Raw genomic sequence first — 16,418 nt, forward strand, 5'->3', positions numbered from 1 at the left:
CAGGTTGGTGAAGAAGTACCGGGGGTACTCGTAGCGCTTCCGCTCGCCTGCGACGACACGGGTCGTCCAGTTGGTGATGCGGCAGCCGTCGGAGTGGATAAGGCCTCGGATGAAGTCCCATGGGTGAGCGTCGACGATGGTCTGCTGCCAGGGCTCCAAGGCGATGTGACGCTCGTGCTTCTTGCCGGGGCCATGCTGAGGGAAGAGGCTCGGCCAATGCCGGAAGTAGCTTGTCACCATTGAGCAGCCCTGCTTCTGCAGTGTGTAGACACCGATGCCGGGACGCACCTGCGTGATGGCCTCGCGGGCGAGTTGAAGGAGCCCGGGCCATGCGTCGGCGCACGCGATCCGGAGGTAGTAGCCGGTGCCGCGTGGGTGGGCGCTGATACATCCGTCGCCGAGATAGAGGCCGAGTAGGTAGGCGTATGCGCATTCATCGGTCGGGGGCCCGGGTGCCGGTGTCACCATGCGGGGCAGGGGCTCAAGGCGCTCCTGCCAAGAACGGATGGCGGCTCGTGAGATGCCTGTCTCTCGGCTCACTGAGTTGAGGCTGCGGCCCTGAGCCACCAGAGCAAGGGCTCGGTTGCGTGTGCTGATGTCGTACATGAGGTCACTCTCGGCGACTGATCGTGACTGCACGCAGCAAAAAGCGGACGTTCACGGGAACGTGGACATCCGCTTCGGGATCGCAACCTTGGAATCGGAGGAAAAGTGCCCTGGGTGGGACTCGAACCCACACTGTATGGTGTTTGAGACCATTGTCTGCTGCCAATTGGACTACCAGGGCCTAAGAATCGAAGGTTCGCTCCGACTCCGTGCTCACTACTTTACCGCAGCTAGGTAGGCTCTTGTCAGCAGTACCCCTGCCCTGCAACAAGGAGCCCCCGTGACCGCCCCCGAGTCGCCCCAGCCCGTCGCCGACGACGACAAGTCGCACGTGCCTCCGCTGACGACCCGTGTCGTCATCGCCGAGGACGAGGCGTTGATCCGCCTCGACCTGAAGGAGATGCTCGAAGAGGAGGGCTACTCCGTCGTAGGCGAGGCCGGTGACGGTGAGCTGGCCGTCGAGCTGGCCCGTGAGCACAAGCCCGACCTCGTGATCCTCGATGTGAAGATGCCGAAGCTGGACGGCATCTCCGCCGCCGAGAAGATCGCCGAGGAGCGCATCGCGCCCGTGCTGATGCTGACCGCGTTCTCGCAGCGCGACCTCGTCGAGCGGGCGAGGGACGCCGGTGCGATGGCGTACCTCGTGAAGCCGTTCAGCAAGAGTGATGTCGTACCTGCGATCGAGATGGCGGTGTCTCGGTTCACGGAGCTGAAGGAGCTGGAGAACGAGGTCGCGGATCTCACGCTGCGGCTGGAGACGCGCAAGCTGGTGGACCGGGCGAAGTCGATTCTGCAGACGGAGTACGGGCTGACGGAGCCGGCCGCCTTCCGGTGGATCCAGAAGACGTCGATGGACCGTCGGATGTCGATGCAGCAGGTCGCCGAGGCGGTCATCCAGGACGCCGAGGAGAAGAAGGCCGCGAAGGGCTGACCGCACCACCACCTACTCGTACGACGAGGCCCGCACCCTTTACTCAAGGGGTGCGGGCCTCGTCGTATGTGCGTACCGTGCCGGACCTCAGTCCTCGCCGAGGTACGCCTTGCGGACCGACTCGTCGTGCAGGAGGTCGGAGCCCGTGCCGGAGAGGACGATGTTGCCGACTTCCATGACGTGGCCCTCGTCGGCGAGGGAGAGCGCCGCTTGGGCGTTCTGCTCGACGAGGAGGATGGTGGTGCCTTGTGACTTGAGCTCGGCGATCGTCGCCATGATCTTCTGCATCATGATCGGGGAGAGGCCCATGGAGGGCTCGTCGAGCATGAGCAGCTTGGGCTGGGACATGAGGGCGCGGCCCATGGCGAGCATTTGCTGTTCACCGCCCGAGAGGGTGCCTGCGGCCTGCTTCCTGCGTTCTCCCAGGATGGGGAAGAGGTCGTAGGCGCGCTGGATGTCCTTCTCGATGCCGGCCTTGTCGTTGCGCAGGAAGGCGCCGAGGCGAAGGTTGTCCTCGATGCTCATGCGCGGGAAGATGTGCCGCCCCTCGGGGGAGTGGGCGAGTCCGAGGGAGACGATGTTGTGTGCGGGGATCTTCTTGAGCGACTTGCCGTTGAACTTGATCTGGCCTCCGGCCGGCTTCAGCAAGCCGGACAGTGTGCGCAGGGTCGTGGTCTTGCCGGCGCCGTTGGTGCCGATGAGGGTGACGACTTCGCCGGCGTTGACCTTGAAGGAGATGCCTTTGACGGCTTCGATCTTGCCGTAGGCGACTCGGAGGTCTTCGACTTCGAGGAGGGCGGTCATCGGTCGTTCTCCTTGCCGGGCGCGGTGTCCTTCGAGGGCTCGGCGTGTGCTTCGGCGGCCTCGACTTCGGCGACCTCGTCCTTGCCGGGTGCGTCTTCGAAGGGTTCGCCGAGGTAGGCGGCGACGACGCGCTCGTCTCCCTGGACGGTGGCGCTGTCGCCTTCGACGAGTTTTTCGCCTTGGACGAGGACGGCGACGCGGTCGCAGAGGTTGAAGATGAATCGCATGTCGTGCTCGATGACGAGGACGGCGATGCCCTTGTCGCGGATGGCGAAGACGAGTTCTTCGGTGGTCCGCGTCTCCTGGGGGTTCATGCCGGCCGTGGGCTCGTCGAGCAGGAGCAGGCCCGGCTCGCTGGCCAGTGCTCGGGCGATTTCGAGCTTGCGCTGTTCGCCGTAGGGCAGGTTCCGTGCCAGGTGTTCGGCCTTGGCGTCGAGGCCGACGAACTCGAGGAGTTCCATGGCTCGTTCGCGGGAGGCTTTTTCGGCTTTGTGGAAGCCGGGGCCGCGCAGGAGTGCGGACCAGAGGCCTTCCTTCGTCCTGGTGTGGCGGCCGACGAGGACGTTTTCGAGGACCGTCATGTTGGCGAAGAGGCGGATGTTCTGGAAGGTGCGGGCGATGCCTGCGGCGGTGACCTTGAAGGACTTGGGCGGGAGGATCTGGCCCTTGTAGCGGACTTCGCCTTCGGTGGGGATGTAGAGGCCGGTGAGGCAGTTGAAGAAGGTTGTCTTGCCGGCGCCGTTGGGGCCGATGAGTCCGACGATCTCGCCGCTGTTGACGGTGAGGTTGACGTTGCGTACGGCGGTGAGGCCGCCGAAGCGCATGGTCACGCCGCGTGCGTCGAGGACGGTTTCGCCGGGGGGGTTGGAGCCGGGGGTGGCGTCCTTGGTGGTGGTGTCGGTGGTCATGTGTCAGGCCCCTGCCTTGCTGAGGACTGTCGGCGCTTCGGCTTCTTCGTGGAATTCGAGCTGGCGGCGCCGGTTGGGGATGAGGCCTTCCGGGCGGAAGCGCATGAGCACCACGAGTGCGAGTCCGAAGAAGAAGAGCTGGTAGTTGCCGAGGAACTGGAGCTTGGCGGGGATGAGGTAGAGGAGTGCGGCGCCGACGAGCGGGCCGCTGATGGTCCCCATGCCGCCGAGGACGACTGCCGCGAGGAGGAAGGCCGAGTTGGGCGGTACGACCGCGGCGAACTGGTACTGCTCGGGTGTCACGGTGTAGGTGACGTGTGCCTGGACGGTGCCGGCGAGGCCGGCGAGTGCGGCGCCGAGGGCGAAGGCGATGAGTTTGACCCGGAAGCCGTTGATGCCCATGGCGAGTGCGGCTGTCTCGTCCTCGCGGATGGCGATCCAGGCGCGGCCGATGCGGGAGTCGCTGCTGCGTCGGAAGACGATCACGACGATGAGCGTGATGAGGAGCATCAGGAAGAAGTAGTTGGCGAACCGGGCGATGGTGAATCCGGCGATGGTGTGTTCCTGGCCGAAGTCGAAGCCGAGGATGTTGAGGTTCGGGATCGAGGAGATGCCGTTGGAGCCGTTGGTGATGTCGGGGCCGGAGGTGCCGTCCATGTTGAGGACGGCGAGGCGGAAGATCTCACCGAAGCCGAGGGTGACGATGGCGAGGTAGTCGCCGCGCAGTCTCAGGGTGGGGGCGCCGATGATGACGCCGAAGATCATGGCGACGACGGCGCCGAGGATGGCGGAGGCCCAGAACGGCAGGTGGATGTCGAAGGGTGAGGAGGGGGAGCCGGAGACCATGGCCGCGGTGTAGGCGCCGACGCCGAGGAAGGCGACGTATCCGAGGTCGAGGAGGCCGGCGAGGCCGACGACGATGTTGAGGCCGAGGGCGACGGTGGCGAAGATGAGGATGTAGACGCCGATGGTCGCGTAGCGGTCGTCGGACTGGGTGAAGGGGAATGCGGCGGCCGCGGCGAACGCGCCGGTCATGGTGACCGTGCGGTGTTTGGCGGTGACGGTGGAGACCCGGTCGGCGAGGCCGGCTTTGGCGAGGGCGCCGAAGCCGAAGCCGGCGGTGATGAGGAAGCCGACGAAGAGTTCGTCGTATTCGGTGCCGATGCCGTAGGTGAAGACGGTCAGGCCGAGGGCCATGGCCGCGATGATGATGAGGATTTCGGCGTAGGCGGGGAGTTTGGGTGTCGGGCTGCTGGTGCCGGTGGCGAAGCAGGATTTGACGATGGCCCAGGTGTTGCGTGAGTTGAGGAGGAACTGCTCCCAGGCGGTGTCCTCGGGGTCGGCGGTCTCGGGCTCGGGCCGGGTGAACGGCAGGGCGAGTGCGCCGAGGAGGGCGGCGAGGGTGGCGATGGCCGCGACGTAGCCGCCGGGTTCGAGGTTGACGACGCCGCCGAGCTGGATGCTGATCGCGAGGACGGTGTACCAGGCGGTCAGGAAGGTGCCGAGTGCGGCCAGTTTGATGGAGCTGTCGGCGCCTGCGGGGGTGAGCCAGCGCAGGCCTTTGATGCCGTAGGAGGCGAGGCCGAAGAGGGTGGTGAGGGCGCCGCCGATGAGGACGAGGACCTGGAGGCCGCCGGGGTAGCCGTAGACGGTGAGGTTGCCGGGGAAGGCGGAGGTCCAGGTCCAGGTGAGGAAGGTGGAGATCACGGCGAGGGTGCCGCCGCCGGTGGCGAGGGCGCGGCCGATGTTCTCGGGGATGCCGATGAGGGCTTTGGGGGTGGTGTCGTGCTTGGCGGTCGTTGCGGGGTTCGCGGTGGTGTTTGTTGTCATCGGTGTCACGCCCTGTCCGCCACGCGCTCCCCGAGCAGGCCTTGTGGCCTGAGCAGGAGTACGAGGATGAGGAGTACGAACGCCCAGACGTTGGCCCAGGACTGGCTGCCGAACTGCTCCATGCCGGGGATGTCGGCGATGTAGGCCGTGGACAGGGCTTCGGCGAGGCCGAGGACGACGCCGCCGAGCATGGCGCCGTAGATGTTGCCGATGCCGCCGAGGACGGCTGCGGTGAAGGCCTTGAGGCCGAGGATGAAGCCCATGCGGAATTGGACCTGGCCGTATTTGAGGCCGTAGGCGACGGCTCCGACGGCGGCGAACGCGGCGCCGAGGGCGAAGGCGACCACGATGATGCGGTCGGTGTTGATGCCCATGAGCTTGGCGGTGTCGGGGTCCTGGGCGGTGGCCTGCATGCCGCGGCCGGTGCGGGTCTTCATGACGAAGTAGGCGAGGATCGCCATGCTGATCGGGGCGGCGACGAGGAGGAAGATGTCACCGGTCTGGATGGTGACGTTGCCGATCTCGAAGGGGCCGCCGTCGATCTGCGGGAAGTTGATGGACTCCTTGGCGTCCGGGTACCAGGCCCATACCGCTTGCTGGAGGGCCAGGGAGAGGCCGATGGCGGTGATGAGGGGGGCCAGGCGTGGGGCGGTGCGCAGGGGTCGGTAGGCGAGCCGTTCCGCTCCGACGGCGGCGAGTACGGCGACGATGATGCCGCCGACGAGCATCAGGGGGAGCGCTACCCACAGGGTGGTGCCGTCGGGCAGCACGTAGAGGTAGACCGTGATGGCGCCGAAGCCGCCCAACATGAAGATCTCACCGTGGGCGAAGTTGATGAGCTGGACGATGCCATAGACCATTGTGTAGCCGATGGCGACCAGCCCGTACATGGATCCTAGTAGCAGGCCGTTGACCAGCTGCTGCGGCAGTTCGTGCACCGCATGTCCTCCGAGACTTTCGGACGTTCGACGAATGTGACCGGATGCGAGTCCGCGCGGGGCGCTTGGTGCGGCGCCCCGCGCGGCTCATGATTGTGCGGGTGGGATCAGCCGGTGTAGGTGCCGGACTTGACCGCCTTCCACTCGCCGCCCTCGACCTTGTAGACGGTGAGCTGCTTGTTGGTCGTGTCGCCGTATTCGTCGAAGGAGACCTTGCCGGTCACGCCGTCGAAGGAGACGTTCTGCATGGCGGCGGTGATCTGTGCGCGGGCGTCGTCCGGGAGCTTGCCGTCGTTGTCTTCGACGATCTTCTTCACGGCTTCGATGATCGCCCAGGTGGAGTCGTAGGAGTAGCCGCCGTAGGCGGAGTAGGGCTCCTTGTAGCCCTCGGCCTTGTAGTCGGCGACGAAGTCCTTGGCGGAGGTCAGTTCCTCGACGGGGGCGCCGACGGAGGTGGCGAGGTCGCCGGTGCTGGCGCTGCCGCCCAGGTTGATGTATTCGTCGTCCTTCATGCCGTCGCCGCCGACGACGGGGATCTTGGCGCCGGCGGCCTTGAGCTGCTTGGTCAGCGGGCCGGACTGCGGGTACTCGCCGCCGTAGTAGACGACGTCGGCTCCGGAGTTCTTGACCTTGGTGGCGACCGCGGAGAAGTCCTTGGTCTCGGGGTCGATGTGCTCGGTGCCGACGACTTCGCCGCCGAGCTTCTCGAACTCGTCGGTGAAGGTGGCGGCGAGGCCGGCGCCGTAGGTCTTCTTGTCGTCGATGACGAAGACCTTCTTCTTCTTGGCGTCGTTGTAGACGTACTGCGCGGCGTACGGGCCCTGGACGGCGTCCGTGGTCGCGGTGCGGAAGTACGACTTGTACGTGCGGACCTTCTTGGTCTGCCAGTCGGCGCCCTGGGTGAGGGTCGGGCCGGTGTTGGCGGGGGAGACCTCGACGAGCCCCGCGTCGTCGAAGACCTTCTGCATGGATTCGGCGACGGAGGAGTTCAGGGGGCCGACGACGCCGAGGACGTCTTTGTCGGCGACGAACGTGGTGGCGTTCTGCTGGCCGGAGGAGGGCTGGGCCTGGTCGTCGAGGGCTTCGATCTTGAAGGTTATGCCTTCGACGTACTTGTCCTTGTTGGCCGTTTTGGCGGCGAGGTCGGCGGAGTTCTTGATGCCGAGACCCATGGCGGAGAGGTCACCGGTCAGCGGGGCGTCGACGCCGATGACGACAGTGGTGCCACTGCCGGTGTCCGAGCTGCCGCCTTCGTCGCGCGAACCGCAGGCGGTGAGTGTGAGTGCTCCCGCCGCCAGCGCGGCGGTGATGGCTATGAGCGAACGTTGGCGCACGATCAGTCCTTTCCCTGGCACGGCCCTCCCTGTTGGAAGCAGCCGAGTCGAGCGCTGGGCCGAAGACGTGACTTCGATTCCGTTGGCGCGGTGACTGGGCGTGACTCTAAGGGTGTGTGGGGAACGTGTAGGAGGGTCTGGCCAAGGCTGTGACGCTCTTGTTATGACACGAGGTAATGCAGAGCGGTACTCGGTGGGTGGGTATGTGGAGTTCGGGTCGATTCATTCTGTCCACATGTTGAGAACGCGCAGGATTGAGCCAGGGCGGTTCAGGAGTGTTCATGCTTTTGGTGATGACGTGAAATCGTTGCTGCAGGCGACCTGGAGGGCGTCGTTGAGGTTCCGCGCGTAGCGCTCGCCCAAGATGAAACTGTGCGCTTCTATTGCGCGCGTATTACGTAGAGTTACGTCCAGGAAGGGCAGTCCGGCGTTCTCCGGTACTTTTTCGCAGTCGGTGACGCGCATGGTGATGGCGATTTTCCGGGGCGTGTCGCTCGTGACCGTGACCGGAATGTGCGGGTCTGTTCTCAGGGTGAGCCCGGCGTAGGGCTGGGTCAGTCGTGTGATCGTGACCGGGGGACCCGCCTGCACGCTCAGCTCCACCTCGAAGCCGAAGCTCCCGCGCGGTGTGCCGGCGGGCGCGGTCGCCGGGCCCAGATAGTGGACGCCGAGCACCTGGGAGGGGTACGGCGGGGCGGGCGGCGCCGGTGGCTCGGGCCGGGTGGCGTACAGATAGCCGCCGCCCGCGAGCGCCACGACGGCCGCCGAGGCCGCGAACACGGCACGGCGGTGCCGGGCGTGGACGAGTGCGAGCCGTCCGTGCGAAGGCTCGGGCGCGGGTACGGCGTCCGCTTGCGGCGCGTCCCATGCGCGTGTGCCCTCGCCGGGCTCCACGGGGCCGACCCCGCTCACTGCCAGGGCCCCTCGCCGGGGCCGCCCGCGCGGTACCACTCCACGCAGCCCGCCCGTGCCTGCCGGTCGATGAGCCGCTCCGCGGCCGGCCGGCCCGCGCGTTTCTTCTCGGTGCGGGCCGCGTCGACGACGTCCCGCAGGATCTCGTACTGGCCGTTCGACAGCCCCATGGACTGGTAGTCCCCGTAGGTGTCGCCGTCCAGTTCCTCCCGTGACCAGTACGCGACGATCTTCGCGCACACCTCCTCGGGCGGGGTGGCCGAGGGTGACGGCGAACCGCTGCCCGGCCCGCTCGCCGGTCCGCCCGACTGCGCGCACCCGGTGAGCAGGGCGCCGGTCAGCAGCGCCAGCCCGAGCGCCGCCCCCGGCCAGGGGGCTCCTCCCGTTGCCATGACCTGACGCTAGGGCCTGTGCGCCCCGCAGGACCATAGGCGCACAGGCCTTCGCCTCGGCCCGTACCCCGTCCGCTCGCATCAGTCCGCCGCCCGCACCCGCTCGCCCCCGGCCGCGTGCCCGGCGTCCCGCAGCAGGCAGGTGAGGCGTGCCGTGCAGACCCGCTTGCCGGCCTCGTCGCTGACGACGATCTCGTACGTCGCCGTTGAGCGCCCCCGGTGCAGGGGTGTGGCGACACCGGTCACCAGCCCGGACCGGACGCCCCGGTGGTGTGTGCAGTTCAGGTCCACCCCCACGGCGATCTTGGAGCTGCCCGCGTGGAGCATGGAGCCCACCGACCCCAGTGTCTCCGCGAGCACGGCGGACGCGCCGCCGTGCAGCAGCCCGTACGGCTGGGTGTTGCCCTCCACGGGCATCGTGCCGACGACGCGGTCCGCCGAGGCCTCCACTATGCGGACGCCCATCCGGGTGCCGAGGTGTCCCGCGGAGAACATCGCGACCAGGTCGATGCCGAGGGTCGCGTATTCGTCGATGACCTCTTGCGGGAACTTCGCGTGGTGCTGCTCGCCCATGGGGCTCCGTTCGTCGTTCGTCGTCGATCAGTGCGTCGGCGGTGGTGCGCCGACCGCGGCTGAGCAAACGCTCAGTCGGTCGACGATTGTTCCAGACGGACCACGACGGACTTGCTGGCCGGGGTGTTGCTGATGTCGGCGGTGGAGTCCAGCGGCACCAGGACGTTGGTCTCCGGGTAGTAGGCGGCCGCGCAGCCGCGGGCCGTCGGGTAGTGCACGACGCGGAAGCCGGGCGCGCGGCGCTCCACCCCGTCCTCCCACTCGCCGACGAGGTCCACGTACGACCCGTCGGCGACCTTCAGGGCGCGGGCGTCCTCGGGGTTGACCAGGACGACCCGGCGGCCGTTCTTGATGCCCCGGTAGCGGTCGTCCAGGCCGTAGATCGTGGTGTTGTACTGGTCGTGGGAGCGCAGTGTCTGGAGCAGGAGCCGGCCTTCCGGCAGCCGCGGGTACTCGACGGGCGCGGCGGTGAAGTTGGCCTTGCCGGTGGCTGTGGGGAAGCGGCGTTCGTCGCGGGGGGCGTGCGGGAGGGCGAAGCCGGACGGGTCGGCCACGCGCGCGTTGAAGTCCTCGAAACCGGGCACCACGCGCGCGATGCGGTCGCGGATCGTCGCGTAGTCCTTCTCGAACTCCTCCCAGGGTGTGCGGCTGTCCTCGCCCAGCACCCGGCGCGCCAGTCGGCACACGATGGCCGGCTCGGACAGGAGCTGCCCGCTCGCGGGTGCCAGGCGCCCGCGTGAGGCGTGCACCATGCCCATCGAGTCCTCGACGGTCACGAACTGCTCGCCGCCGCCCTGGAGGTCGCGTTCGGTGCGGCCGAGGGTGGGCAGGATCAGTGCCCGGGCGCCGGTGACCGCGTGCGAGCGGTTCAGCTTCGTCGACACGTGCACGGTCAGCCGGGCCCGGCGCATGGCCGCTTCGGTGACCTCCGTGTCGGGGGAGGCCGACACGAAGTTGCCGCCCATGGCGAAGAACACCTTCGCCTTGTCGTCGCGCATGGCCTTGATGGCCCGGACGACGTCGTAGCCGTGCTCGCGGGGCGGGGCGAAGCCGAACTCCTTCTCCAGGGCGTCGAGGAAGGCCGGGGCGGGCCGCTCGAAGATGCCCATGGTGCGGTCGCCCTGCACGTTGGAGTGGCCGCGCACCGGGCACACGCCCGCGCCGGGGCGGCCGATGTTGCCGCGCAGCAGCAGGAAGTTGACGACCTCGCGGATGGTCGGCACCGAGTGCTTGTGCTGGGTGAGGCCCATGGCCCAGCAGACGATGGTCCGCTTCGAGGCGAGGACCATGCGCAGGGCCTCGTCGATCCGGTCCCGGGTGAGGCCGGTCGCGGTGAGGGTCTCGTCCCAGTCGGCGGCGCGCGCGGCGGCGGTGAACTCCTCGTAGCCGTGGGTGTGTTCGCGGACGAACTCCTCGTCGACCGCGCCGTCGGTGTCCAGGATCAGTTTGTTGAGGAGGCGGAACAGGGCCTGGTCGCCGCCGATGCGGATCTGGAGGAACAGGTCGGTGAGGGCGGCGCCCTTGAGCATGCCCTGTGGGGTCTGCGGGTTCTTGAACCGCTCCAGGCCGGCCTCGGGCAGCGGGTTGACCGTGATGATCTTGGCGCCGCCGGCCTTCGCCTTCTCCAGGGCGGAGAGCATGCGGGGGTGGTTCGTCCCCGGGTTCTGGCCGGCGACGATGATCAGGTCGGCCTTGTAGAGGTCCTCCAGCAGGACGCTGCCCTTGCCGATGCCGATCGTCTCGGTGAGGGCGGAGCCCGACGACTCGTGGCACATGTTGGAGCAGTCCGGCAGGTTGTTGGTGCCGAACTCGCGGGCGAAAAGCTGGTAGAGGAACGCGGCCTCGTTGCCGGTCCGGCCGGAGGTGTAGAAGAGGGCCTCGTCGGGGGAGGCGAGGGCGTTCAGTTCCTCGGCGACGATGTCGAAGGCCCGCTCCCAGGTCACCGGCTCGTAGCGGTCGCCCCCCTCGGGGAAGTACATGGGGTGTGTGAGCCGCCCCTGCTGTCCCAGCCAGTAGCCGCTGCGGGTGGCGAGGTCGGCGACGGTGTGGGCGGTGAAGAACTCCGGGGTGACCCGGCGCAGTGTGGCCTCCTCGGCGACGGCCTTCGCGCCGTTCTCGCAGAACTCCGCCGCGTGCCGGTGGTCCGGCTCCGGCCAGGCGCAGCCCGGGCAGTCGAAGCCGTCCTTCTGGTTGACCCGCAGCAGGGTCAGCGCGGTCCGCTTCACGCCCATCTGCTGCTGCGCGATCCGCAGGGTGTGCCCGATCGCCGGGAGCCCCGCGGCCGCGTGCTTCGGCTCCGCGACCTGCGGGGCGTCCTGGACCGGATCATTCTTCGGCGCCTTGCCGGCCATCGCTGCTCCCCATTCGCGTACGCGTGCTTCGGGCGTGAGGTACGTATTCGATCCTCGCACGTGTCACCGACATCGAAGGAGGTCGGGCGGCCGGCCGGGGGCGGCGGTGCCGAACGGCTGCCGCAGGTCCCCGGCCATGTACCCGTCCATGTCCCCGGGGATCTTCCCGGGGAGGCCCGAGGGGCGGCCGTGGGGTCCGGCTGTCAGTGGCACGTGGCAGGATCGGGTCCGTGGCAGAGACAGGATCGAAGAAGACCGACAAGACCCCCGGCGGCAGCCGTCCCCGGCTCATGCTCATGGACGGGCATTCGCTGGCCTATCGCGCGTTCTTCGCGCTGCCCGCGGAGAACTTCACGACGGCGACGGGCCAGCCGACCAACGCGATCTACGGCTTCGCGTCGATGCTGGCGAACACGCTGCGTGACGAGGCGCCCAGCCACTTCGCGGTCGCGTTCGACGTCTCCCGCAAGACCTGGCGCTCGGAGGAGTTCACCGAGTACAAGGCGAACCGCTCGAAGACCCCGGACGAGTTCAAGGGTCAGGTCGAGCTGCTCGGCGAGCTCCTCGACGCGATGCACGCCGTGCGCTTCGCCGTCGACGGCTTCGAGGCCGACGACATCATCGCCACCCTCGCCACCCAGGCCGAGGCGGAGGGCTTCGACGTCCTCATCGTCACCGGGGACCGCGACTCCTTCCAGCTGGTCAGCGAGCACACCACGGTGCTCTACCCGACGAAGGGTGTCTCGGAGCTGACCCGGTTCACCCCGGAGAAGGTCTTCGAGAAGTACGGGCTCACCCCGGCCCAGTATCCGGACTTCGCGGCCCTGCGCGGCGACCCGTCCGACAACCTGCCCGGCATCCCCGGCGTCGGCGAGAAGACCGCCGCGAAGTGGATCAACCAGTTCGGTTCGTTCGCCGATCTCGTCGAGCGCGTCGAGGAGGTCAAGGGCAAGGCCGGGCAGAACCTCCGCGACCACCTGGAGGCCGTCAAGCTCAACCGTCGCCTCACCGAGATGGTCCGCACGGTCGAACTCCCCAAGGGCGTCACCGACTTGGAGCGTGCCGCGTACGACCGCAAGGCCGTCGCGATGGTCCTGGACACCCTGGAGATCCGCAACCCCTCGCTGCGCGAGCGGCTGCTGGCCGTCGACCCGGGCGCCGAGGAGGCCGACGCCGGGCAGCCGGCCGCACCGGGGGTCGAGGTGGACGGCACGGTCCTCGGCGCCGGCGAGCTGGCCCCCTGGCTCACCGAGCACGGCACGGCGGTCCTCGGCGTCGCCACGGTCGACACCTGGGCGCTCGGCACCGGCTCGGTCGCCGAGATCGCGCTCGCCGCGGCCGGGGGAGCGGCCGCCTGGTTCGACCCGACGGAGCTGGACGAGGCGGACGAGAACGCCTGGGCGGCGTGGCTCGCCGACGCCGACCGGCCGAAGGTGTTCCACAACGCCAAGGCCGCGATGCGGGTCTTCGCCGAGCACGGCTGGACCGTCGCCGGCGTCATGATGGACACCGCGCTCGCCGCCTACCTGGTCAAGCCGGGCCGCCGCTCCTTCGACCTGGACGCGCTCTCCCTGGAGTACCTGGGCCGCGAGCTGGCCCCCGCCGCCACCGCCGACGGGCAGCTGGCCTTCGGCGCGGACGAGGGCGCCGAGGCCGACGCGCTGATGGTGCAGGCCCGCGCGATCCTCGACCTGGGCGAGGCCTTCGGGACACGCCTGAGGGAGGTCGGCGCGGCCGACCTCCTCGGTGACATGGAGCTGCCCACCTCCGCGCTGCTGGCCCGCATGGAGCGCTACGGCATCGCCGCGGACCGCGCCCATCTGGAGGCCATGGAGCAGATGTTCGCGGGCGCCGTGCAGCAGGCGGTGAAGGAGGCGCACGCGGCGGCCGGGCACGAGTTCAACCTGGGCTCGCCCAAGCAGCTCCAGGAAGTCCTCTTCGGCGAGCTGGGCCTGCCCAAGACCAAGCGCACCAAGACGGGCTACACCACGGACGCCGACGCCCTCGCCTGGCTCGCCGGCCAGACCGACAACGAACTGCCGGTCATCATGCTCCGCCACCGCGAGCAGGCGAAGCTCCGCGTCACCGTCGAGGGCCTGATCAAGACCATCGCCGCCGACGGCCGCATCCACACCACCTTCAACCAGACGGTCGCCGCCACCGGCCGCCTCTCCTCCGTCGACCCGAACCTGCAGAACATCCCGGTCCGCACCGACGAGGGCCGCGCCATCCGCCGCGGCTTCGTCGTCGGCGACGGCTTCGAGTCCCTGATGACGGCGGACTACAGCCAGATCGAGCTGCGCGTGATGGCCCACCTCTCCGAGGACGAGGGCCTGACCGAGGCGTTCACCTCCGGCGAGGACCTGCACACCACGGCCGCCGCCCAGGTGTTCGGGGTCGAGCCCGCCGCCGTGGACGCCGAGATGCGCCGCAAGATCAAGGCGATGTCGTACGGCCTGGCCTACGGCCTGTCGGCGTTCGGCCTCTCCCAGCAGCTGAACATCGACGCGGGCGAGGCCCGCGCCCTGATGGACGCCTACTTCGAGCGCTTCGGCGGCGTACGGGACTATCTGCACCGGGTCGTGGAGGAGGCGAGGGCGACGGGCTACACGGCGACGATCTTCGGGCGCCGCCGCTACCTCCCCGACCTCAACAGCGACAACCGTCAGCGCCGCGAGGCGGCGGAGCGGATGGCGCTCAACGCGCCCATCCAGGGCACCGCCGCCGACATCGTCAAGATCGCCATGCTGAACGTCGGCCGGGCCCTGGACGCGGCGGGCCTCACCTCCCGCATGCTCCTCCAGGTCCACGACGAAATCGTCCTCGAAATCGCCCCCGGCGAGCGCGAGCGCGCCGAGCAGCTCATCCGCCACGAAATGGCCGAGGCCGTACACCTGAGGGTCCCGCTGGGCGTCTCGGTGGGCCACGGCCCGGACTGGGAATCGGCGGCGCACTAGGCCGTGTCGTCAAATTCCCGTCTGCCTCGCGACGCCATGCACGCTCCCCCATTCTCGGCTTCGCTCGAACGGGAGGGGCCCCCACCGCCGCACCGGGCGCAGACCCGAGTACGTCCAGTACACGGGTCTACGCCCGGCACGCCGAGAGCACGCTCCCCCATTCTCGGCTTCGCTCGAACGGGAGGGCCCCCACGACGCCGCGAGGCCGCCCTCCGGGCGACGACGGGAATTCGACGACACGGCCTAGCCCCGCCGGAAGACGGGAAGAAGACCGGAAGGGAGCCCGGCCTCGCGGCGCCGGGCTCCTCCCACCGGCGGCTGGGACCTTCCTGCCGGGACCTTCCTGCCGGCTGCCGGCCATCGCGTCGGACGGCGCCGCGATCCGCTCGGCCGTGTCACCCGCCTGGCCCCCACCAGGGAGCCCCCGGCGGAGCGTCGGCGCAAGGATGCCCGCATGGGCATACGCACGCTCCGCCGCCGTACAGCGACAGCTGCCACCCGCCTGTCAGCGGTGCGCACCCGCCTCGCGTCGGCGCACCCCCGGCTCCCTCTCCCCTGGGCGCGCATCCGCGTGAGACGGCCGCACAGCCTCCGCCCCTGGGCGCTGACCCACCCCCTGGCGGCCCTCCGCGGACACGTACCGCCGTACGCGACCCGCGCCGCCGCGCCCCGTATCCCCAGCGGAGCGCCCGCGCGGCGCCCGGTCCTCAGCGCGGGACCGAGCTGTCCGCCGCCGCGTCGGCTGCGGGCGTCGGCACGGGAGCCGGGCGCCACACCCTGACGCCCACGCCGTAGAGCACCACGCCGAGGACGAGCCCGGCGCCCGCCCCGAAGCAGAGCGTCGGGATGACCTCGTACGGCTTGGCGACCGAACCCCAGTACGCCCACCACCGGGTCACCCGCTGGGCGGCCGCGACCAGTGCGCAGCCCCCGATGACGGCGCACGCCAGCCACCGGTCGGCCGAGGAGAGCACGGGCACGCCCACGGGCTGGATCGCCGGCTGCCGGCGCAGGGCCTGCGCGAGGAAGACGGCGATCACGACCGCCGCGATCGCGGAGCCGCCGTACTGGAGGTACCAGTAGAGCGGCGAGCCCGCGATCTCCTCGCCGAGGACGGGGAAGAGCCGCATCCCCCACCGGTCGAGATGCGTGAACGCGTCCCAGACGACATGGGTCAGCGAACCGAGGACGGCGGACACGTACCACCACAGAGCCAGGGCGGGAGTGAACCGCCGGGTCCGTGCCCCGCAGCGCACCAGCGCGGCCACCCGCCCCTGCCGCTCTGTCGGCAGCAGCGCGACCAGCGGCTCACGGAGCAGCAGCCAGAGCCCCACCAGTACCCCGGTGACGAGGACATCGACCGTGAAGACCCCGACGAAGGAGTGCGTGACATCGCCGAACTCCATCGCCTCGGGCAGCACACTCGCCACGTAATAGGTCATGTCGGGCGCGAATGAACCGGCGACGAGCGCCGACGGCATCAGCGGCCCGCGCGCGGTCCCGTTCCCCCGCAGGGCGGGCAGTACGGCGGCCGCATGGCTGAGCGTGAAAGGCAAGTCTTCCCCCTGTGGCGGACTTCGGCCGGACGGTTCGGCCCGGCGTCGACCGGTCGCCAGTATGCGCGACTTGTGCCCGCGTATCCGAAGGGTGCCCGCACGACAGGAAACCGATAAGGCCAATCGGTGAATATCGGGCACCAACGGGTGTCCGGGCGGCGGAAGTTGTCGTAGGGTCGCCTGGGTCGCCGCGCCGGTGGGTGCGGGGGCCGCTGGAATTCCGGAAAGGGAATGCCGGAACGGGGCAACCAAAACCGGAACTCCGGAGTCGGTGTACCGGAGCAAGGAAACCGGTCCGGATGAAGACCGGACAAAAAGCGGACAAC

At 69.0% G+C, this 16,418-nt stretch carries 13 protein-coding genes and 1 tRNA gene; 2 read left to right on the top strand and 12 right to left on the bottom strand.

Annotated elements, in window-relative coordinates:
• Both I8N67_RS23105 and I8N67_RS23110 read right to left on the bottom strand, forming a co-directional pair.
• Window positions 1-606: helix-turn-helix domain-containing protein (locus tag I8N67_RS23105; protein WP_200305093.1), on the bottom strand; the 606-nt coding region annotated here is incomplete at its 3' end.
• A gap of 106 nt (window positions 607-712) precedes the next feature.
• Window positions 713-787 (bottom strand) — tRNA-Leu (locus tag I8N67_RS23110).
• A gap of 99 nt (window positions 788-886) precedes the next feature.
• Between I8N67_RS23110 and I8N67_RS23115 the strand changes: the two genes are divergently transcribed.
• A complete protein-coding gene (locus tag I8N67_RS23115) occupies window positions 887-1,537 on the top strand; it encodes an ANTAR domain-containing response regulator (RefSeq protein WP_200305094.1) in 651 nt (216 codons plus the stop codon).
• A gap of 87 nt (window positions 1,538-1,624) precedes the next feature.
• Here the strand turns inward: I8N67_RS23115 and I8N67_RS23120 are convergent, their stop codons facing one another.
• From I8N67_RS23120 to I8N67_RS23160, 9 genes are all read right to left on the bottom strand, one after another.
• Window positions 1,625-2,341, bottom strand: a complete 717-nt coding sequence (locus I8N67_RS23120) for an ABC transporter ATP-binding protein (RefSeq protein WP_200305095.1) — start codon at window positions 2,339-2,341, stop codon at window positions 1,625-1,627.
• Complete coding sequence (locus I8N67_RS23125; RefSeq protein ID WP_200305096.1) at window positions 2,338-3,249, bottom strand: ABC transporter ATP-binding protein; 912 nt, start codon at window positions 3,247-3,249, stop codon at window positions 2,338-2,340. Before I8N67_RS23125 ends, I8N67_RS23120 begins: the two co-directional genes overlap by 4 nt.
• Before the next feature lie 3 nt (window positions 3,250-3,252).
• Window positions 3,253-5,079 (bottom strand): branched-chain amino acid ABC transporter permease, encoded by a 1,827-nt coding sequence (locus I8N67_RS23130; protein ID WP_200305097.1) that lies wholly within the window; start codon window positions 5,077-5,079, stop codon window positions 3,253-3,255.
• Window positions 5,080-5,084: 5 nt separating this feature from the next.
• A complete protein-coding gene (locus I8N67_RS23135; RefSeq protein WP_200305098.1) occupies window positions 5,085-6,017 on the bottom strand; it encodes a branched-chain amino acid ABC transporter permease in 933 nt (310 codons plus the stop codon).
• 107 nt (window positions 6,018-6,124) lie between these two features.
• Complete coding sequence (locus I8N67_RS23140) at window positions 6,125-7,351, bottom strand: branched-chain amino acid ABC transporter substrate-binding protein (protein ID WP_200305099.1); 1,227 nt, start codon at window positions 7,349-7,351, stop codon at window positions 6,125-6,127.
• Window positions 7,352-7,630: 279 nt separating this feature from the next.
• Window positions 7,631-8,263, bottom strand: a complete 633-nt coding sequence (locus tag I8N67_RS23145; RefSeq protein WP_200305100.1) for a Tat pathway signal sequence domain protein — start codon at window positions 8,261-8,263, stop codon at window positions 7,631-7,633.
• Window positions 8,260-8,655 (bottom strand): hypothetical protein, encoded by a 396-nt coding sequence (locus tag I8N67_RS23150; protein ID WP_200305101.1) that lies wholly within the window; start codon window positions 8,653-8,655, stop codon window positions 8,260-8,262. The genes I8N67_RS23145 and I8N67_RS23150 overlap by 4 nt, the downstream gene beginning before the upstream one ends.
• Window positions 8,656-8,736: 81 nt before the next feature.
• A complete protein-coding gene (locus I8N67_RS23155; RefSeq protein ID WP_200305102.1) occupies window positions 8,737-9,228 on the bottom strand; it encodes a hotdog fold thioesterase in 492 nt (163 codons plus the stop codon).
• Window positions 9,229-9,299: 71 nt separating this feature from the next.
• Window positions 9,300-11,579, bottom strand: a complete 2,280-nt coding sequence (locus I8N67_RS23160) for an FdhF/YdeP family oxidoreductase (RefSeq protein ID WP_200305103.1) — start codon at window positions 11,577-11,579, stop codon at window positions 9,300-9,302.
• A 230-nt stretch (window positions 11,580-11,809) separates the two neighbouring features.
• Here I8N67_RS23160 and polA point away from each other — a divergent pair, with 230 nt between their 5' ends.
• A complete protein-coding gene (gene polA, locus I8N67_RS23165; RefSeq protein ID WP_200305104.1) occupies window positions 11,810-14,536 on the top strand; it encodes a DNA polymerase I in 2,727 nt (908 codons plus the stop codon).
• A 707-nt stretch (window positions 14,537-15,243) separates the two neighbouring features.
• Here the strand turns inward: polA and I8N67_RS23170 are convergent.
• A complete protein-coding gene (locus I8N67_RS23170) occupies window positions 15,244-16,092 on the bottom strand; it encodes a DUF4184 family protein (protein WP_200305105.1) in 849 nt (282 codons plus the stop codon).
• Window positions 16,093-16,418 lie beyond the last annotated feature (326 nt).

Origin of the sequence: Streptomyces adelaidensis (assembly GCF_016598475.1) — a bacterium.
Lineage (GTDB): Bacteria > Actinomycetota > Actinomycetes > Streptomycetales > Streptomycetaceae > Streptomyces > Streptomyces adelaidensis.